At 61.4% G+C, this 19,138-nt stretch carries 19 protein-coding genes and 1 pseudogene; 11 read left to right on the top strand and 9 right to left on the bottom strand.

Going from position 1 to position 19,138, the window contains the following annotated elements:
• Positions 1-74: 74 nt before the first annotated feature.
• From ACFFAR_RS05485 to ACFFAR_RS05445, 9 genes are all read left to right on the top strand, one after another.
• The gene (locus ACFFAR_RS05485) at positions 75-818 is read left to right on the top strand and encodes a GntR family transcriptional regulator (RefSeq protein ID WP_062001307.1); all 744 of its coding nucleotides are present in this window, start codon (positions 75-77) and stop codon (positions 816-818) included.
• 37 nt (positions 819-855) lie between these two features.
• Positions 856-2,544 (top strand): malonate decarboxylase subunit alpha, encoded by a 1,689-nt coding sequence (gene mdcA, locus ACFFAR_RS05480; protein WP_174362633.1) that lies wholly within the window; start codon positions 856-858, stop codon positions 2,542-2,544.
• Positions 2,545-2,549: 5 nt separating this feature from the next.
• Positions 2,550-3,407 carry a triphosphoribosyl-dephospho-CoA synthase gene (locus tag ACFFAR_RS05475; protein WP_174362632.1) on the top strand — a complete coding sequence of 286 codons (858 nt, stop codon included), beginning with the start codon at positions 2,550-2,552 and terminating at the stop codon, positions 3,405-3,407.
• A 16-nt stretch (positions 3,408-3,423) separates the two neighbouring features.
• Positions 3,424-3,726: a malonate decarboxylase subunit delta gene (locus ACFFAR_RS05470; RefSeq protein WP_075358752.1), complete on the top strand. Its 303-nt coding sequence runs from the start codon at positions 3,424-3,426 to the stop codon at positions 3,724-3,726.
• The gene (locus tag ACFFAR_RS05465) at positions 3,723-4,568 is read left to right on the top strand and encodes a biotin-independent malonate decarboxylase subunit beta (protein WP_174362631.1); all 846 of its coding nucleotides are present in this window, start codon (positions 3,723-3,725) and stop codon (positions 4,566-4,568) included. Before ACFFAR_RS05470 ends, ACFFAR_RS05465 begins: the two co-directional genes overlap by 4 nt.
• Complete coding sequence (gene mdcE, locus ACFFAR_RS05460; protein ID WP_174362630.1) at positions 4,565-5,377, top strand: biotin-independent malonate decarboxylase subunit gamma; 813 nt, start codon at positions 4,565-4,567, stop codon at positions 5,375-5,377. Before ACFFAR_RS05465 ends, mdcE begins: the two co-directional genes overlap by 4 nt.
• On the top strand, positions 5,374-6,006 hold the full coding sequence (locus tag ACFFAR_RS05455; RefSeq protein ID WP_375507606.1) for a malonate decarboxylase holo-ACP synthase: 633 nt from the start codon (positions 5,374-5,376) through the stop codon (positions 6,004-6,006). The genes mdcE and ACFFAR_RS05455 overlap by 4 nt, the downstream gene beginning before the upstream one ends.
• A complete protein-coding gene (mdcH, locus tag ACFFAR_RS05450) occupies positions 6,003-6,932 on the top strand; it encodes a malonate decarboxylase subunit epsilon (RefSeq protein WP_174362628.1) in 930 nt (309 codons plus the stop codon). The genes ACFFAR_RS05455 and mdcH overlap by 4 nt, the downstream gene beginning before the upstream one ends.
• 88 nt (positions 6,933-7,020) lie before the next feature.
• A complete protein-coding gene (locus ACFFAR_RS05445) occupies positions 7,021-7,740 on the top strand; it encodes a DeoR family transcriptional regulator (RefSeq protein ID WP_174362627.1) in 720 nt (239 codons plus the stop codon).
• A 10-nt stretch (positions 7,741-7,750) separates the two neighbouring features.
• On the opposite strand, the gene ACFFAR_RS05440 is transcribed toward ACFFAR_RS05445, so the two are convergent.
• Positions 7,751-8,641, bottom strand: coding sequence for a LysR family transcriptional regulator (locus tag ACFFAR_RS05440; RefSeq protein WP_062001300.1), 891 nt, complete (start codon positions 8,639-8,641; stop codon positions 7,751-7,753).
• Between the two features lie 123 nt (positions 8,642-8,764).
• Between ACFFAR_RS05440 and ACFFAR_RS05435 the strand changes: the two genes are divergently transcribed.
• A complete protein-coding gene (locus ACFFAR_RS05435) occupies positions 8,765-9,514 on the top strand; it encodes an SDR family oxidoreductase (protein WP_174362626.1) in 750 nt (249 codons plus the stop codon).
• 29 nt (positions 9,515-9,543) lie between these two features.
• Positions 9,544-10,137, top strand: coding sequence for an NAD(P)-binding domain-containing protein (locus tag ACFFAR_RS05430; protein WP_174362625.1), 594 nt, complete (start codon positions 9,544-9,546; stop codon positions 10,135-10,137).
• Positions 10,138-10,153: 16 nt separating this feature from the next.
• On the opposite strand, the gene ACFFAR_RS05425 is transcribed toward ACFFAR_RS05430, so the two are convergent.
• From ACFFAR_RS05425 to ACFFAR_RS05390, 8 genes and pseudogenes are all read right to left on the bottom strand, one after another.
• Positions 10,154-11,215, bottom strand: a complete 1,062-nt coding sequence (locus ACFFAR_RS05425) for an ABC transporter permease (RefSeq protein WP_174362624.1) — start codon at positions 11,213-11,215, stop codon at positions 10,154-10,156.
• Positions 11,212-12,738 (bottom strand): sugar ABC transporter ATP-binding protein, encoded by a 1,527-nt coding sequence (locus ACFFAR_RS05420; RefSeq protein ID WP_075358794.1) that lies wholly within the window; start codon positions 12,736-12,738, stop codon positions 11,212-11,214. The genes ACFFAR_RS05425 and ACFFAR_RS05420 overlap by 4 nt, the downstream gene beginning before the upstream one ends.
• A gap of 92 nt (positions 12,739-12,830) precedes the next feature.
• The gene (locus ACFFAR_RS05415) at positions 12,831-13,835 is read right to left on the bottom strand and encodes a substrate-binding domain-containing protein (protein ID WP_174363725.1); all 1,005 of its coding nucleotides are present in this window, start codon (positions 13,833-13,835) and stop codon (positions 12,831-12,833) included.
• A gap of 53 nt (positions 13,836-13,888) precedes the next feature.
• Positions 13,889-14,923, bottom strand: a complete 1,035-nt coding sequence (locus ACFFAR_RS05410) for an ABC transporter permease (RefSeq protein WP_174363724.1) — start codon at positions 14,921-14,923, stop codon at positions 13,889-13,891.
• Positions 14,924-14,939: 16 nt separating this feature from the next.
• On the bottom strand, positions 14,940-15,875 hold the full coding sequence (rbsK, locus tag ACFFAR_RS05405; RefSeq protein WP_075358758.1) for a ribokinase: 936 nt from the start codon (positions 15,873-15,875) through the stop codon (positions 14,940-14,942).
• Positions 15,872-16,345 (bottom strand): RbsD/FucU family protein, encoded by a 474-nt coding sequence (locus ACFFAR_RS05400; RefSeq protein WP_062001293.1) that lies wholly within the window; start codon positions 16,343-16,345, stop codon positions 15,872-15,874. Before ACFFAR_RS05400 ends, rbsK begins: the two co-directional genes overlap by 4 nt.
• Before the next feature lie 80 nt (positions 16,346-16,425).
• Positions 16,426-18,816, bottom strand: a complete 2,391-nt coding sequence (locus tag ACFFAR_RS05395) for an aldehyde dehydrogenase family protein (RefSeq protein ID WP_174363723.1) — start codon at positions 18,814-18,816, stop codon at positions 16,426-16,428.
• A gap of 33 nt (positions 18,817-18,849) precedes the next feature.
• A pseudogene (locus tag ACFFAR_RS05390) lies at positions 18,850-19,138 on the bottom strand (deoxyribose-phosphate aldolase); the annotation flags it as partial.

Below are 19,138 nucleotides of genomic sequence, written 5' to 3'. Positions count from 1 at the left end.
AATTTCATATATAATATTTGAAATTATGCGGATAACCACTCCGCACTTGTACCTAGCTTCGGTGAAAAAAGCGTATGAAAAACGAGTTGAATCCGGCATTTCGCGAGGCGCAGTTCGAGCCGCGCCAAAGCACATCGCGATACATTGCGGACGCGTTGCGCTCGGCAATCGTCGAAGGTACGTTGTTGCCGGGCGAACCTCTGCGGCAGGACGCCATCGCCAGGCAGTTTTCGGTGAGCGCCATCCCGGTGCGCGAAGCGTTCCGGCAACTGGACAGCGAAGGCTGGGTAACGATCGAACAGAACCGGGGGGCGTCGGTCAGCCTTCAATCTCCTGACGAAGCGCGCGAGATCTACGAGATTCGTGCATCGCTGGAGAGCCTGGCCGTTGGCATCGCGATTGAACGTCATACGGAAGCAACCCTTGCAGAAGCACGCGAATTGCTTGAAGCTGCTGCGAACGAGCGTGATCCGGCGCTATATGTAGTGCGCAACGAACAGTTTCATATGAGCTTGTATGCGCCGGCCGAACGCCCGCATTTGATGGAGCTGATCGGCACCATGCATAGGCGCGGCGAGCGTTATCTGCGTCTCAAGTTCGGCATGCCGACTTTCAAGGGCCAGTCCGACGCGGAGCATGAAGCCATTCTCCAGGCGCTGCACGCCCACGATACCGAGGCGGCGCAAACGCTTGTCGCGCGTCATCTGCTTGCAACGGGCGAACTGGTTTATCGGTTCCTCCACGACGCGCAAATGCAGGCACAAGCCTCGCAACCGAAGAAACGCCGCCGCTCTTCCACCGCTTCGAAGTCCGCGTAAGCGCCGATCTTCGAGAGACAGACACCGAGGCCATCGCATGAATCCTCCCGCACAAGCCGATACCAATACCGATACCGCTCCGGCACCGCGCCAATGGAACACGCGGGCGCTGGAAAAGGCGCGGCGACTGAAAGCAATCGAAGGCTGGCTCGACAACGGCGTGCTGAAGTCCGAACGCATTGTCGATGCGCTGGAAACGCTGATTCAATCCGGCGATCGTGTCGCGCTCGAAGGCAACAACCAGAAACAGGCAGATTTTCTCTCGCGTGCGTTTGCGAAGCTCGATCCCTCGCGCGTGCATGACGTGCATCTGCTGATATCGAGTATTAGCCGGCCTGAACACCTGACGTTGTTCGAACGCGGGATTGCGCGCAAGGTGGACTTCTCGTTCGCCGGACCGCAGAGCCTGCGTGTGGCGCAACTGCTCGAAGACGGGCAGCTCGAGATCGGCGCGATCTATACCTATATAGAACTGTATGCGCGGATGTTCATCGACCTGACGCCGCAAGTGGCGCTCGTCTGTGCGGTGCAAGCCGACCGGCACGGCAATCTCTACACGGGCCCGAATACCGAGGACACGCCGACCATCGTTGAAGCGACGGCGTTCCGTCATGGCATCGTGGTGGCGCAGGTGAACGAGATCGTCGACGAACTCCCGCGTGTCGATATCCCCGGCTCATGGGTCGATGTCGTCGTGCAAGCGGACCGGCCATTCGCGGTCGAGCCGCTGTTCACGCGCGATCCGCGTCATATCGGCGAGTTGCAGATCCTCATGGCGATGATGACCATACGCGGCATCTACGAGCGTTATGGCGTGCGGGCGCTCAATCACGGCATTGGCTTCGATACCGCCGCCATCGAACTGCTCTTGCCCACGTATGGCGCGGCGCATGGCCTCAAGGGCAAGATCTGCACGCACTGGGCACTCAATCCGCATCCCACGCTGATTCCGGCCATAGAGAGCGGCTGGGTCGAAAGCGTGCATTGCTTCGGCAGCGAAGTGGGCATGGAAGACTATATTGAAGCGCGTTCGGACGTGTTCTTCACAGGACGCGACGGCAGCCTGCGTTCCAACCGCGTGCTCTGCCAGCTCGCCGGCCAATATGGCGTTGACCTGTTCATAGGCTCGACGTTGCAGATGGACGCTGATGCAAATTCATCCACGGTGACGCTCGGACGTCTCGCCGGTTTTGGCGGCGCGCCGAACATGGGACACGATCCGCGCGGACGCCGCCATTCGAGTGAAGCGTGGTTATCGTTGATGAAAAACAATGGGCCGAATAGCGCCATCAGCCGCGGCCACAAACTCGTGGTGCAAACCGCCGAGACGTTCAAGAAAGGCGGCGAGCCGACCATCGTCGATGCGCTCGATGCCATTGCCGTCGGCAAGCAAAGCAACATGCCGATCGCCCCGGTGATGATCTACGGCGACGACGTCAGCCATGTCGTCACCGAAGAGGGCATCGCGTATCTGCACGCGGCGGAGGGCGTTGAAGAGCGTCGTGCGGCGTTGCGCGCGGTCGCGGGCGTGACGCCTATCGGCATGCGTGCCGATCCTGCGAAGACCGCCGAACTGCGCCGGCGCGGCGTGGTCGCGTATCCGGAAGACCTGGGCATTCGACGCGGCGAAGCGAAGCGTTCGTTGCTTGCGGCGCGCAGTATCGATGACCTGGTTGCGTGGTCCGGCGGTTTGTATCAACCGCCCGCAAAATTTCGCGGCTGGTAAGCGCCATGCCTTGCGCTCAGGCTGTTCTCAAAGACGTTGTTTGCGATCCATTGGCGCTCGCCGATTGCGCGATGAACGCCTTGATCGAGGAAGCGTGCCTCACGCCGAAACCTGCCTTGGTGGATCGGCGCGGCAGCGGTGCGCATCGCGATCTCGACCTCGATATCATGCTGCGTTCCGCACGCGCACTGCAGCCGACATTTCTCGCTCTGGCTCGTGCGTCATCAAACGCGCGACCTTCGCAACGCTTGCGCGAGCAGCTTGCGCGCATCGGCCGGGAAGGCGAAGTTGCGATGATGCGTGCGACCGGCGGCAGCAATGCGCATCGGGGTGCAATATGGATTGTCGGCTTGATGCTTGCCGGAGCTGCGATGAGTCCGTCCGGCGCTTTGCCAACGGTGTGTTCTCAAGCCGCCGCGATCTCGCGATTCGAGGATCGATTTGCACCCCAAGCGGTGGCACAAACACACGGCGCTCGCATCGTCCAGAAGTTCGGCGTCGCCGGTGCGCGTGGTCAGGCGGCCGAGGGTTTTCCTCACGTGCTCGAAGTCGGCTTGCCGGCGTTGCGTGAATCTCGCGCAAGAGGGGCGTCCGAAAACGAGGCGCGCCTTGACGCGTTGCTTGCGATCATCGCCACGCTCGATGACACCTGTCTTCTGCATCGCGGTGGCCGCGTGGCTTTGGAAGCCGCACAATCCGGCGCGCGTGAAGTATTGCAAGCAGGCGGCGCATCGCAATCCGAAGGGTTTGCCGCCCTCTTGCGTCTAGATCGAAAGTTAATGGAATTGAACGCGTCGCCCGGAGGCGCAGCGGACCTGCTCGCCGCGACGCTCTTCCTCGATACCCTGCCCTGCGTCGGCTGACGCTGAGAGATCCGCCATGGAAAACCTGCGCTACGAATACCCCGCCACACGCCCCGTGCCGCAACGCGCACATGTGGGCGTCGTGGGCTCGGGAGATCTGGAAATACTGCTGTCGCCATCGGAGACAGATCACGCGGAAGTGGTGATCCGCACGAGCGTCGATGGATACGAAACCGTCTGGAAAAGCGTGCTCGACCGGTTTTTCTCGCGATACGACGGCGCCGCAAAACTCGAGTTGAATGACTTCGGCGCGACGCCGGGCGTCGTGATGTTAAGGCTCGCCGAGGCGGTTGAAGCCAGCGAAGGAGAAGCGTCATGAATGCTCACGACAGCTTTATCGCGCAGCATAGTTTTATTGAATTGACGGCGCGTGAGCGCGCTCGCGCGTTGCTCGATCCGGGTACGTTCCGCGAGTTGCTCGGACCCTTCGACCGGCTCGAGTCGCCGTGGCTCGCCATGCAAAACGTGGTCTGCCAATCGGACGATGGCGCGGTGATCGCGCGCGGAACACTCGGCGGCGAGCCGGCTGTGATCGCGGCGATCGAACCTGCGTTTCAAGGCGGAAGCATTGGGGAAGTGTCGGGCGCGAAGATCGCGGCATCGCTTGAATTTGCGCTGCGCGAGTTCGAAGCAGGTCGCACGATACGTCCAGTGATCCTGTTTGAAACGGGTGGCGTGAGGCTGCAGGAAGCAAATCTCGGGCTGGCCGTGATCGCGGAGATCCAGGCCGCAATCATTGCGTTACGCCGATACGTGCCGGTGGTCGGCGTGATCGGCGGGATGGTGGGATGCTTCGGCGGAATGTCCCTGGCTGCGGCCTTGTGCAGCTATCTCGTGATGACGCGCCAGGCGCGGCTCGGCATGAACGGACCGGAAGTGATCGAACAGGAAGCGGGCGTTGAAGAGCTCGATTCACGCGACCGCAAGCTCATCTGGTCGATGATCGGCGGCGAGGAACGCGCAGCGGTCGGCCTGGTCGATACACTCGTTGAAGACGATACGGATCAGGTCCTGACCGCCGTACTCGACGTGTTCAAACGCGGCGTGCCGAAGAGTCATCGGACGGAGCAAGTCGACAAACAACTCGAACGGCTTTCGCGCATCGATCCATCGTCGATCGACCCCGTCATTCTGCGCACACTTTGGCAAGGAGACGCATGATGAGCGCTACTCGTGGACAGATCTGGATCGACGCGCTGACATCGCGTGAACTGAATGACGATGGTCCGATCCGCAGCGCCGATGCCCCGCTCGGCGATACAACCGCGCGCTTCATCACCGTGGTGCCGGACCTTGACAACCGCTTTCCGCGCGCCACGGACAACGTCGTCGGGCTCGAACAGGGATGGTTGCTCGCGCGTGCCGTGCGCGAAGCGCTGGACGCAGATCGCGACGCAAAGGTGAAGCGCCCGATCGTTGCTATCGTCGACGTCAAGAGCCAGGCGTATGGACGTCGCGAAGAACTGCTGGGCGTGCATCTCGCGTGCGCGGCAGGCGTCGACGCTTATGCAAGCGCCCGGCTCGCCGGGCATCCGGTGATCGCGCTGATCGTCGGGCCGGCGATGTCCGGCGCGTTTCTCGCGCACGGTTATCAGGCAAACCGCATTGTCGCGCTGGACGCGAGCGGCATCAGCGTGCACGCAATGGGCAAGGAAGCGGCCGCCCGCGTCACGCGCCGCAGCGTGGAAGGACTCGATGAACTCGGCGATCGCGTGTTGCCGATGTCCTACAAGATGAGTTCCTACGCGAAGCTCGGGCTGTTGCATGAACTCATCGAAGGGATCAATGCCGATACGCCCGCGCGTGAAGACGTCGAGCGTGTGAAGGCTTCGCTGGTCGCCGCCGTGGACGATGCACGTCGAGGTCCGAACGATTTGTCGTCGCGCTTGCAGTCGGCGGACGCAAAACGCAATCGCGCCGCGTCGATAGAAGTGCGCAAGCGCATGGCGGAGCAATGGAACGCGTCGTGAATCCCCACGACTTGTTGCGGCTTGGACAGGACGCACCGGCTTTCAAGGAAGCGCCTGCGTGGGTCGCGGCTTCGCTGGAGCGCGCGCCGTTCGCGGTAGTTCGTCGTGCGCGCAAGCGGGAAGGACGCGTTGCAGTCGGGATTCGTGGCGCGGTCCGCAGCGAACGTTTTGGCGCGTGGCTGGACATGCATCATGTTCACGCCGTGCTCACGCCTGAAATGCTGACATCAAAAAAGCCTCATGAGACGCGCGGCGTTTTACCCGCGTTCAAGTTGCTCCAGGCCGTAGCGCCGATCTGCGAGTCATCCGGACTTGCATGGGGACCTACGGGCAGTGTCGGCTTCGAGATGGCGAGCGACTGCGCCACAGTGACCGACAAAAGCGATCTCGATCTTTTGATGCGTGCGCCCGACCCACTCGATCGCTCTGCAGCAAAGACCTTGTTCGACGCCCTGTCGGCCGCCGCTTCCGAATTCGCAATACCAATACGTATCGACGTTCAAATCGAAACCCACGATGGCGTGTTTTCGCTCGCCGAGTTCGCTCATCCGGGCGCACGCGTGATGCTGCGATCCGTCGATGGCCCGAGGCTCGTCGCCGATCCCTGGCTGACGAGTCGCGCCGCATGATTGCATTCCTTTTCCCCGGCCAGGGCTCGCAATTCACGGGCTTCCTGCATACGCTCGGCGGTGCTTCGCCGCATGCGCGTATCGCCGCGACTTTCGAAGAAGCGTCGGACGTGTTGCATATGAACGTTCTCGATCTCGACAGCGTAGTCGCGTTGGAATCCACCGTTGCCGTGCAGCTCGGCTTGTTTATCGCCGGCGTGGCGACCGCGCGTGCGTTGCGCGAAGAAGGTATCGTGCCCGACGCGGTCGCGGGCTTGTCGGTGGGCGCATATGGCGCGGCGGTCGCGGCTGACGCTATTGATTTCAACGACGCCCTGCTTCTCCTGCAACTACGCGCGCAACTCATGGAACGCGCTTATCCGCATGGTTACGGCATGCTCGCGGTGTCAGGCTTGAGCGAGCGCGAAGTCGACGCCGTCATTGCCCGTACGAACGCAAAGGCGGCATTCATTGCGAATCTCAATGCGCCGCGGCAGATCGTGGTGGCTGGCGCCGACGGCGATCTCGACCTCGTGCGGCAGCAAGCGCTGCAAGCAGGCGCGCGCAAAGCCGAGCGCCTCGCGGTAAGCGTGCCGTCACACTGTGTCCTTCTGGACGATGCCGCCCGCGAACTCACCGAAGCTGCGTCGAAGGTCGAATTCAGGACGCCGTCGATTCCGTACATCGGCAATCGCGGAGCGCGTCCGTTGCGTCAGGCCGATGCAGTGCGCCTGGACCTTGCGACGAACCTGCGTTACCCCGTTCGATGGCACGATTCGACCGTCGTGCTGAGCGAACTCGGCGCGCAAGTTTTCGTGGAGATGCCGCCGGGACGCACGCTCACGCAACTCGCCGACGAAGCGTTGCCGGACATCGCAAAGGTCGCCGTCGAACAGACGCCGATGGCAACCTCGGCGGCCCTGATCAAGGCGCGCGCCGTAGACTGAAGTGAACGGACACGACACGCGCGCTTGTTATAATCGTCTCACCCGGAGAACAAAAACTAACAACCACAACCGCGCCCACGTTCTCTCAATGACCAAAAACGATCGTCTGCGTGTCCTTGCCGAAGCTTTGCGCGAGCAGAGCGTGATGCGTCTTCGCGATGCCGCGACCTTGCTCGATGTATCGGAGATGACGGTTCGCCGCGACATCTCGTCGAGCCCGGGGACATTCACTTATCTCGGCGGTTATATCGTCCGCGCGTCGGACGTGCCCAATGGATCAGGCTATACCATCGACGAAGAGAAGGATCACTTCGCGCAAGCCAAGGCGGATGCGTCTGCGGTCGCCGCGCGTTTGCTCGTGGACAGCGAGACGGTTTTCATCGATTGCGGGACGACGCTGACCACCCTCGCGCGGCTGATTCCCGCCGACATGCATCTGACGGTCGTGTGTTATTCGCTCAATGTCGCCGAGATCCTGCGGCGCAAGGCCAACGTACGGATGATCTTGCTGGGCGGCGTGTATGCGCCGTCATCGGATTCATTTTCCAGCGATGAAAGCATCGAGACGCTGAAACGCATGGGAATCAACAAGGCGTTCATATCGGCGGGTGGGGTCGACGAAACGCGCGGCGTCACGTGCTGGAATTTCCATGAAGTCGCGATCAAACAGGCCGCGATGGAAAGCGCGGTTGAACGGCATCTTGTCGTCGATGCCAGCAAGCTGGGGAAAGTCAAGGCACTGCGGTTCTCTCAACTCGACAAGTTCGATTCCGTGATCACGGAGAAGGGAATGAGCCCGAAAGCGTGAGTGGCATGGATTAAATACGCTGCAGTAACGCCGCCGCAAAAAAGTCAGTCGCGCGGCGCACGCGTGCCGGCACGAACCGGCGTTTCGGCCAGATGAGGCTGACGTCCCTGGCGTCGCCAATGAAGTCCTCCAGGATCGTGATGACGTCCGGATGGTCGAGTTCATCGGCGAGAGAAACTTTCGCGAACAGGCCAATTCCAACGCCTTCCAGCACACCGGACCGGATCGTCTCGACACTATTGGATGAAAGGTTGCCGCGAACGGCCACGCTGAACCGGCCTTCCGGTCCGACGAATGGCCAGTTTGCCGACTCGATCAGGCCGCCGTATAAAAGGCAATTGTGATCGACGAGTTCGGCCGGAGTCTTCGGTATCCCGCGTTGCTCGAAGTAGCGCCGTGATCCGACACATACGAGCGGCGTCGTGGTCACGCGCCGGACAACCGCGTCAGGTTCATCGACGGGACCTACCCGGATCGCCAGGTCGATCCGGTCCTGCACCATATCGCGCACGAAGTCCGACAGAACGAGATCGACCTGAAGGCCGGGATTGAGCGCCAACAACTCGGGTATGAGCGGAAGAATGTGAAGGCGTCCGAAGGTCGAGGACGTCGCGATCCTGATCATTCCCGAGACATTGAGCGTGCTGCTTTTCAGCTCGCTGTCGGCTTCATCCATCTCTTCAATGAGCGGTTTCGTCCGGTCGTAGTAGCGCTGCCCTTGATCCGTCAGCGTGACGCTGCGCGTGCTGCGGTTGAACAGCATCACGCCGAGACGCTTCTCCAGCGCGCCAACGGCCTTGCTGACGGCCGACTGCGAATCACCGGTCCTGCGGGCTGCCGCGGAAAAGCCGCCTGCTTCAACCACGGCGATAAACGCATCCACTTCGTGAAACCGGTCCATTGCATTCCCTTCGACTGACCCATTCGAACAGAGAATAGATCTTATGAAAAATATGCGGATTATCATTCGCCGTGAGGGGAATTATGCTGGTTTTGTCAATCACGCACAGAACAGAAGGTCTCCATGTCCACTCTTACAGACAAGATTGCCGTGATCAGCGGCGGAACGACCGGTATCGGATTAGCGATTGCCCAGCGGTTTGTCGCAGAAGGCGCGCACGTCTTCATCTTCGGCCGCCGGCAGGCACAACTCGACGAAGCCGCCAAACTCATTGGGCGCAACGTCACCGCCATCCAGGCCGATGTCACGAACGTCGATGACCTGGACCGCGTCGCTGCATTGGTCAAGAAAGAAAAAGGCATCGTCGATATCGTCGTTTCGAATGCGGGCTTAACAGAGCAGGCTTCCATCGAGACCCTCACGCCCGAACACTTCGACAAGACTTTCAACCTCAACGCCCGCGCCCCGGTTTTCCTCGTGCAGAAGCTGCTGCCCCTGATGACGGGCGGCGGATCGATCGTGCTGGTTTCATCGGCGATGCACGGCATGGGCATTCCCGGACACACCGCGTATGCGGCGACCAAGGCGGCCTTGCGATCCTACGCCCGCACGTGGGCCGCCGAATTCAAGGATCGCGGCATTCGCGTCAATACGCTGAGCCCGGGCGTCACCGACACGCCGATTCTCGATTCCCAGGCGAAGTCGCCCGAAGAGCGCGAAGCGCTGGTGAGGATGTACCTGAACATGATTCCGCTTGGCCGGCTTGCACGCGCCGATGAGATGGCCAGCGCGGCGCTGTTCCTCGCTTCCGATCAGAGTTCCTACATGACCGGTGCGGACCTGATGGACGACGGTGGCGTCGGCCAGGTCTGAGATCCGTTCAACTTTCAAAGGAGAGATCAATGAACTACGCAATCATCGGGCTTGGCAAGATCGGCACGGCCATCGCCCAGGCTTTTGCCCGTCAGGGCATCGAAGTAGCAGTGGCAGGCAGGCGGCCGCTGGACGTGCTCGCTGCGGAGATCGGCCCGTCGCTCGTCGCGCAGCGAATCGAGGACGCGGTGAAGGCCGACGTGGTTATCCTGGCCGTGCCCTTCGGTACGCATCAGGACATTGGACGGACGGCGGGAAGCTGGGAAGGAAAGATCGTGATCGATGCAACCAATGCCTACGATGTCCCACCGGAAGAGTTGGGCGGCCTGCCGTCGACCGCTGCTGTTGCGAAGGCATTTCCGGGAGCGAAGCTGGTGAAGGCGTTCAACCATTTGCCGGCGGGTGTGCTGGCGCAAGGACCGACGCCGCCTCAAGGCGGACGGCGGGTCGTGTTCGTCGCAGGCGATGACGACACGGCCAGCGCGTCGGTGGCGAAGCTGGTGGACCGGCTTGGGTTTGCGCCGATCGAACTCGGGAAGATCGGCGAAGGCGGCCTGCTCATCCAGGCAAAGGGCCGCACGTGGGGCCACTTGATTTTTCAGGATCTGGTCAAGTTCGATTGATGAAGGGTGCGAGGTTTTACCTCGCGCGCCTGCCCAGCGCAAACAACGTTCCGGCGACCAGAATGAACGCGCCGATAATCACCTTCTGCCAGGTACTCGGCACGCCGACCAGAATCAGCACGCTGTTGATAAGCGTCACGAGCACCACGCCCAACAGCGTGCCAACAACCGTACCCGTCCCGCCGGTAATCCTCGCCCCGCCTAGAATCACCGCGGCGATCACATCCAGCTCCGTGCCCACCAGATCAAACGGATTCGCCAATCGATTGGTCGATACGTGCAGAATCCCCGCGATCCCTGCCAGCATCCCCGTGTATCCGAACACGAACAAATGAATTGAGCGCAGGTTGTAGCCGAGCCGCTCGGCGATCGGCAAGCTTCCGCCCATTGCGTACACGCCGCGTCCCATCATCGTTCGATTCAGCAGCCACCACGTCACGACCGCTGCCACGAACAACGCAATCACCGATACCGGCAACACCGCGCGAAGGCCATCGTTCGTGTGATAGAAAAAGAGCGGCAAACGCCCGAAGCTATCCATGCTGTGCGGGATGTTCATGAAGAACTGCGTTCCCACGAACGTCAGCAACAGGCCGCGATACAGGTACTGCGTGCCGATTGTCACGATCAGCGAAGGCGCTTTCAGCCGATGCACGAGCACGCCGTTGATCAACCCCAACACCACGCCGCCGAGCGCGCCACATAAAAGAATCAGCGCAAACGGCGCATCCGGCCACCACGCAAACACGGCCTTGGTGATGGAGTACATCGTGAAAGCGGCAATCGCGGTGAACGACACATCGATACCGCCCGACGCCAGCACCACGAGCGTCCCCAGCGCAAACAACGACACGGTCGTGCCCGAGTGCAGCAAATCGAAGATGGTCGCGAACTGGAAGAAGCGCGGGTTCAGCGTGCCGACCACAAGACACGTGATGATGATCAGCCCGAGCGTGAACCACTCCGGATTGCGCACCAGCCGCGCGGTAAAGCTCAACTGCCGCACTTGCGGTGCGACTTCGGCCAATGGCGGCTTGATCTGCGATGTCTGAGCAACGCGATGAATTGACTCGCTCATGCTGCCTCTGAAAGTAGTGCGTGATAAAGATCGGCCTCGGTCAAGTCTTCGGCTCTGTACTCGTCCGATACACGGCCTTTCTTCATCATCAGGATCCGGTCGGAATTCTGCAGCAACTCGGGCAGGTCGTCGCTGATCAGGATGATGCCAATGCCCTGCTCCGCCAGCCGCTGCATGATGCGATAAATGATGTCCTTCGATCCCACGTCCACGCCAACGGTCGGTCCATGCAGGATCAGAACGCGTGGATCGATGGCAAGCCATCGGCCGATCAATACACGTTGCTGGTTGCCGCCCGAAAGCGATTGCACGGGTTTGTCCACGTCGGGCGTTGCAATCTGCAAGTCCTTCACGGTGCGTTCGGCAAGTTCACGGGCGCGCTTTTTGTCGACTTGTCCGAAGCGGTCGCGCAAGCTCGAAATCAACGCGGTGATGACGTTGTCGCGAATGGACTTGTCGAGGAAAAGCCCTTCGTTCAGGCGGTCTTCCGGCACATAACCTATGCGTTGCCACTTGGCATCGGACGGCGTTTTGAGCCGTACGATGGAACCATCCAGCGTCACCGTCCCGCTGTCCGCGGGTGCGACGCCCGCAAGCGCCCGCGCGAGTTCGTTGCGCCCGGAATCGAGCAGACCGGTCACGCCGAGAATTTCGCCGCGATGCAGCGAGAACGTGACATCGGCGAACTGGCGCGAACGCGACAGGCTCTTCACATCGAGCACGATCTCACGGCCGTCCATGACCTCGGCCTTTCTGTAGCGCTCGTTCGACAACTGCTTGCCCGTCATCAACTCGCCAATCTGCGCCTTCGTATAATTTTCGATAGGACCCTGCGCCATCTTCTGGCCGTCGCGCAACACGATCACTTCACCGCCGATTGCGTAGCACTCGTCCAGCTTGTGACTCACGAACAGCACTGCGACGCCGTCGGCGCGCAGTTTTGCAAGCACCGCGATCAGGTTATCGACTTCCTTTTGCGTAAGCGATGTCGTGGGTTCATCCATGATGACGAACTTCGCTTCGCTCGCAATCGCGCGTGCAATAGCCACGAGCTGGCGCGTCGCCAACGGCAATTGTTCGATCAACGTCGCCTGGAAATCGGCATCGCCGGGAAGGCCTACTGCTTCCAGCGCACGCGCCGCCGTGCGTGCCAGTGCCTTGCGATCAAACGTCCGCGCAAGGCGTCCGCCATGCGCCGCGAGTTCCGAAGTCAGGCCGACGTTCTCCGCCACGCTCATGTTCGGCAGCAGCGAAAGATCCTGATACACGGTTTCGATACCCGCCGACAACGCCTCGAGCGGCGCGAGCCGCGCATGTCGTGCGCCTTCGATGACAAGCTCACCCTGATCGGGCGGTTGCGCACCGGAGATGATCTTGATCAACGTGCTCTTGCCGCAGCCGTTCTCGCCGAGCAGGTGATAGATCTGCCCGCGCTCGAAAGAAAGGCTCACGCCACGCAGCGCATACACGCCGGTAAAGCGCTTATGGATATCGACGACTTCGAGAAGCGGCACTGTACTCATCACTGAACCTTCAACCCTTTCAAGCTTCCTGATGACAGCGTGCATGGCGCCCTTCGGGACACCGTGCACGCCTTGCGTCCTGCCAGCCAAGATCAGAACGGATACTGCTTGTAGTTGGTCTTGTCGACGTCAACCCAGCCCGTTCCGCGCACGATGATGCCCTTGCCCGGACCCTTGCTCACGGTGACCTTGTTGTATCCGACGATACCCAGGTCCGCGCCGTTCTCGACTGTCTTGCCATCCACGAGCATCTTCGCGACCTTGTTCATCGCGATACCCGCAAGCTTCGGATCCCAGAACGCAATGCCGTTGACCGCGCCGCTTTCAAGGAACTTGCCGGCTTCGGTCGGCAGGCCCGTGCCGTACACGCAGATCTTGCCGACCTTGCCCGCCTCTTCCACCGCACGGCCAATGCCGATCACATCCAGCGACGACGACCCTTGGAAGCCGGTCAGGTCAGGGTGCTTGCGCAGCACTTCCTTCGCGACCTGATAAGCACGTTCGCCGTCGTTATTGGTTTCGAGTTTCGGCTCGACAAGGTCCATCTTCGGGTACTTCTGCTTCGCATTGCCAATACCGCCATCCGCCCACTGGACCTGCGAACGGCTACCGAGAGAACCGACCAGCACCGCCCATTTGCCTTGCGAACCCATGCACTTCGCCAGACGTTCGTTCAGGCCCGCGCCATACGCGGTGTTGTCGAACGCTTCGATATCGACCATCGTGTTCTTGGCGTTGTCGGCTTCATGCGTGACGACCTTGATGCCGCGATCCATCGCCTTCTTCAGCGCCGGCTCGAGCGTCGGCGGGTCGTAGGGAACGACTGCGATCGCCGTGACCTTCTTCGCGATCAAATCTTCGATGATCTTCAGTTGTTGCGCAGCGTCCGCGCGTCCCGGTCCGGTCTGATATGCGTTCACGCCGGGATTGTCCTTGGCGAATTCCTTCACGCCGTCGTCCATCCGGTTGAACCAGTTGATACCCGTGACCTTCACCACCGTGACGATGGTTTCGTTGGTCGCGGCGTGGGCCGCGGCAATGAAGCCGCCAGTCAGCGTGACGGCAGCGAGTGCGATGGCAATGCGATTGAGTTTCATGCGTTTGTCTCCGTTATGGTTTGTATGTACAGCACATGAGATGAATCGAAAATTCAGGCGGCGGGCGGTTTCGGCACCTTGATCACGGGCGCCGCGCCGCCCAGTCCGAAGATCGCGCGCACGCGTTCTCCGCCGGCGAGCGCCAGCGATGCCAGCAGTAGAAAGCCCCAGGCGCAATCGCCGAAGAACTGCGACACGCCGAGCAAATTGAACAGGCTCGATAAAAACTGCAGCACGGTCGCGGCCAGGAACACGCACACGATGCGCCCATATCCGCCCGCCGGATTCACGCCGCCCATCACCGCAATCAGGATCGCGATCAGCAGGTACGAGTTGCCGTAATCCCATTTCGCGCTCGAGGTATGCGTCGCGCTGATCAATCCCGCGAGCGATGCCAGCACGCCGCACATGCCGTACGTGAGAATCAGCATACGGTCACGCGGAATGCCTGCGTAGAACGCGGCTTTCGGATTCGTGCCCATCAGATAGAGACGCAGGCCGAACGGCGTGCGCTTGAGCAACCAGCCGAGCAACAAAACGGTTGCCACGAAGATCCAGAGCGATATGGGTACTTCCAGGAAGGTGCCGTTGCCGATCGCTGAAAGCGCATCGAGATATTCGACGCGCACCGACGCGCCGTTGCTGAGCACAACGGCAATGCCGGTGAATAATAGTGACGTACCCAGCGTGCAAAGAATCGGCGTGAGTTTCAGGCGCGCGATGATCACGCCGTTCATCAATCCGCCGATCAAACCGAGCGCCACCGTGATCGTGCAGAACACGGCTGTGTAAAGCACGGGGGAGTTGTCGGCGGAGATGAACATGGGCAGCAATAGCGCCGCGACCATGCCCGAAAGATTGGCGAGCGCCACGCCCGACAAGTCGATACCGCCATTGCCCGATACCATCGAAAGCATGATGCCGAGCGCGAGCAGGCCGAGTTCGGGCAACTGGCTGCCCATCGACTGGAGGTTGTCGATATCGACGAACTGTCCGTGCGATAAAACCGTCGCAACGATCACGACCAGCAGGTTCACCGCGACCAGGAAATTCAGTTGCCGGTCAGCGAGCAATTTCGATGCAAACATCCAGGCGCTCCTCGGTTCAGGAATGTTGAGCTGGTTCGCCGAGTACGGCGTGGATCTCGGCGAGCTTCGGCATGGACGGTGCAGTACCCGCACGCGTGACCGACAGGCTGGCGAGCGCGCAGCCGAAACGTACGGCGTCGAGCGCGCTTTCGCCGCGTGCAAGCGCCGCGGCAAAACCGCCGGTGAAGCCGTCGCCGGCGCCCGCGGTCTCGACCACACGGCCGCAGTTGAACGCCGGCACCAGCACCGATTCCTTCGATGTATGCAGCAACGCGCCCGCTTCTCCCAACGTCACGATCACGGCTTTCACGCCCTTGCCGAGCAGGACGTCGGCGGCTTTGCGTGCATCGTCGACTGAGGCGATTTCAACGCCGGTCAGCGCTGTCGCTTCGGTTTCGTTCGGCGTGATGTAGTCGCACAGCGGGAAGATGTCGTCATCGAGCGTGAACGCGGGCGCCGGATTGAACACGGTCGTCACGCCATGACGATGCGCGATTTCAAGTCCGCGCTTCGCCGCCGCAACAGGTTGTTCGAGTTGCGTGACGAAGACCGCGGCGGATGCAATATCGGCCTCGATAGCGTCCACGTCTTCCGGGCACAAATGTCCAGCCGCGCCCGACGCCACGATGATCGCGTTGCCGCCGGTGACGTCATCCACGAAGATATGCGCCGCGCCGGTTGCCACGCCATCCGTCGACGTGGCGCGCGCCGTGATGCCTTCCGCAGCCCACGTCGAGCGCGCGATTTCGCCGAACGCATCCGCGCCGAGACGGGTGCAGAAGATCACGTCGGCGCCCGCGCGTGCAGCCGCCACCGCCTGATTGGAACCCTTGCCGCCGGGCCCCATTGCGAATGCCGTTCCGGCGATGGTCTCGCCGAGCAGCGGCATGCGCGCGGCGCGAAACGTCAGGTCCGTCACATAGATGCCGAGAATGACGACGCTGCGGCTCATTTCTCATTCCCCGACGGTGCATCGGGCGCAAGGTTCACGCCCTTCTTGAAGATGAAGCAACCATAACCGCGCCCTTCGCCGGTCGCGATCACGCAATACGCTTGTTTCGCGCGCTCATAAAACGCAAACCGTTCGATTGAAGCAAACGGCGTCGTCTTTCCTTCGGCGGCATCGACTTCAGTCTGTGCTTCGCGTTGAACGGCGGGGAGCGCGTTTGCATCGCCGACAACTTCCATGCGCTCGGCCGGATGATCGACAAAACTATCCAGCGGAAACACCGAAAGCACCGCACGGATCGCACGCGGCGCATCCACGCCGTCGAGCCGCAGCACGTGGCCGAGGACGGTCTGGCGCGCGACGGAATCGGCGGGGAAGTTTGCATCGCAGATCACGACTTCATCGCCGTGACCCATGGCGCACAGCGCATGCAGGATGTCGGCGTTCAGCAGCGGATCGAGGTTCTTGAGCATTGTGTCTCCTTCAGTTGAGCGGCCCCGCTGTCGTGCGGGGTCAAGCGCCCAGATTCTATTTCTTCTGCTTCCGCTGCGTCTTAATCCCCGTACGGAATCCAGATATTCTTCACCTGCACGGCTTGTCTCAGGAACGGCAAGCCTTCGGAAACGTCGGCATCGAACCAGTCGAACACGCGGCCGTGATCCACGAACGTGCGCTTCAGGTTGCCGATGGATTCACGCTCCACCATCGCCGATAAATCCGCGCCGCCGAAGGACCAGACGGCATCGACATCGTCGTGTTTCGCAAGCGTCGACGCCAGCGGCTTGCGCTCGCCCGTGATGATATTCAGCGCGCCCGCGGGCACATCCGATGTCTCGACCACCTGATAGAAGTCCGTGGCCATCAGCGGGCAGGTTTCGCTCGGCACCGCGACCACACGATTGCCCAATGCAAGCGCCGGTGCGATCAACGAAACGAGGCCCAGCAACGGCGCTTCATCCGGACACACCACGCCGATCACGCCAAGCGGTTCGTGCATGGCGAGCGCCACGCCCTTGAGCGGCGGCGAATGCACGGCGCCGTCGAACTTGTCGGCCCACGCGCCGTAGGTGAACAAGCGCGTGATCGATGCTTCGACTTCGCGCTCGGCCTGGGCCGGAGAGACGCCGGTTCGCGCAACCAGTTGCCGTGCAAATTCATCCGCACGCGCCGACAGATTTTCCGCGAGGTAATACAGCACTTGCGCGCGATTATGCGTGCTGGCCTGCGACCATTTTGCGGCGCCGCGCGCTGCCGCAACTGCGTTGCGCACGTCCTTGCGGCTGCCTTCCCCAACCTCGCCGACGATGTTCCCCGACGGTGCAAAGACGAGCCGCGTGTAACCGCTGTCCGGCCGAACCTGCTTCCCGCCGACGAACATCTTCGCTGTGCGATCCAGCGCGCTGACATTGGATTCGGCCACTGAAGTGGACGCTGCAGGCGTACTGGACGCCGACGAACGAACGGCCAGCTTAGACCACGCACGCGGCTTCAGGTACTCGTAAATCCCCTCGCGTCCGCCTTCGCGGCCGAAGCCCGATTCGCGATATCCGCCGAAGCCGACGCCGGCATCGAATAGATTGGTTGCGTTGATCCAGACCACGCCGCATTCCAGGCGCGGCGCAATGTCCAGCGCACGGCCAATGGTTTCGCTCCATACACTCGCAGCGAGTCCATAGCGGGAATGGTTCGCGAGCGCGACGGCTTCATCGGGCGTGCGAAAACTCATGGTCACGAGCACCGGCCCGAAGATCTCGTCCTGCGCAAGCGTGGACGCAGGCGCCACATTCGTCACCAGCGTCGGTGGATAAAACGCGCCCTGCTCCGGCATCTGCAGCGCCTTGGGCTGATGAATCACGCAGCCCTCTGCAACGCCGCGCGCAACGAGCGACTGAATGCGTTCGAGCTGCACGGTATCGACGATCGCGCCCATGTCGATGCCCTTGTCGAGCGACGGCCCGACCCGCAGCGTATCCATCCGCCGCTTCAGCTTGTCGATAAAACGCTTCTCCACGCCTTCCTGCACGAGCAAGCGCGAACCCGCGCAGCACACTTGTCCCTGGTTGAACCAGATTGCATCGACGACACCTTCCACTGCGCTGTCGAGATCAGCGTCATCGAAAACGATGAACGGCGACTTGCCGCCGAGTTCCAGCGTCAACGACTTGCCCGAGCCTGCCGTCGCCACACGAATCTGCTTGCCGACTTCCGTTGAACCCGTAAAGGCAATCTTCGCGATGCGCGGATGATCGACCAGCGCGGCGCCGGTTCGTCCGTCGCCGGTGACGACGTTCAGCACGCCCGCAGGCAATCCCGCACGCGCCGCCAGTTCGGCGAACAGCAAGGCGGTCAGCGGCGTGTATTCGGCCGGCTTCAGCACCACGCAGTTACCGAGGGCGAGCGCCGGTGCAATCTTCCACGAGAGCATCAGCAACGGGAAATTCCACGGCACGATCTGTCCGATCACACCCAGCGGCGCCCAGTCGGCGAACTCGCGGTCCTGCAATTGCGCCCAGCCTGCGTGATGCAGGAAATGGCGGGCTACGAGCGGTATGTCGATGTCGCGCGATTCGCGGATCGGCTTGCCGTTATCGAGCGATTCGAGTACGGAAAAAAGGCGCGCGTTGCGCTGGACCATTCGCGACAACGCATACAAATGACGCGCACGGCCGGCGCCACCAAGCGCTTGCCACGCTGGCAACGCCCGGTGCGCGGCGTCGACTGCTGCGTCCACATCGGACTGGTCGCCTTGCGCAATGCTCGAAAGCACCCGCCCGGTAGCAGGCTCCGAAGAATCGAACCGCTCGCCGGCCAAGGGCTCACGAAAAGCGCCATCGATGAAATGACCAAAACCGTTGGTGTGTTGATCCAGCCAGGCGCGCGCGGCGCCGTCGTCTTCCGGTGCAGGTGCGTAATCCATCGAGGAGAAATAGTCGGCTACGCTCATTGGGAGCTCGTGTAAGAGAGTGATGCGAAAAATTCAGGCGACAGGATGCCGATGAAAAGCGGAATAGCGACCGGTGACGTGATGTTCGAGCTGCCGTTCGATATCGGCGAGCAGACTCGATGCGCCAATGCGAAACAACTCCGGTTCGAGCCATTCGCGGCCGAGTTCCTCTTTCATCAGGATCTGGTATTCGAGCACCGACTTGGCCGTCGACACGCCGCCCGCAGGCTTGAAGCCGATCATCACGCCCGTGCGTTCGAGGTATTCGCGGATCATGCGGACCATCACGAGCGAGACGTCGAGCGTCGCGTTGACGCCTTCC

The organism is uncultured Caballeronia sp. (genome assembly GCF_964243625.1).
GTDB lineage: Bacteria > Pseudomonadota > Gammaproteobacteria > Burkholderiales > Burkholderiaceae > Caballeronia.
The sequence above is the reverse complement of the archived record's forward strand: the minus strand, read 5'-3'. Positions and strand labels throughout refer to the sequence as shown.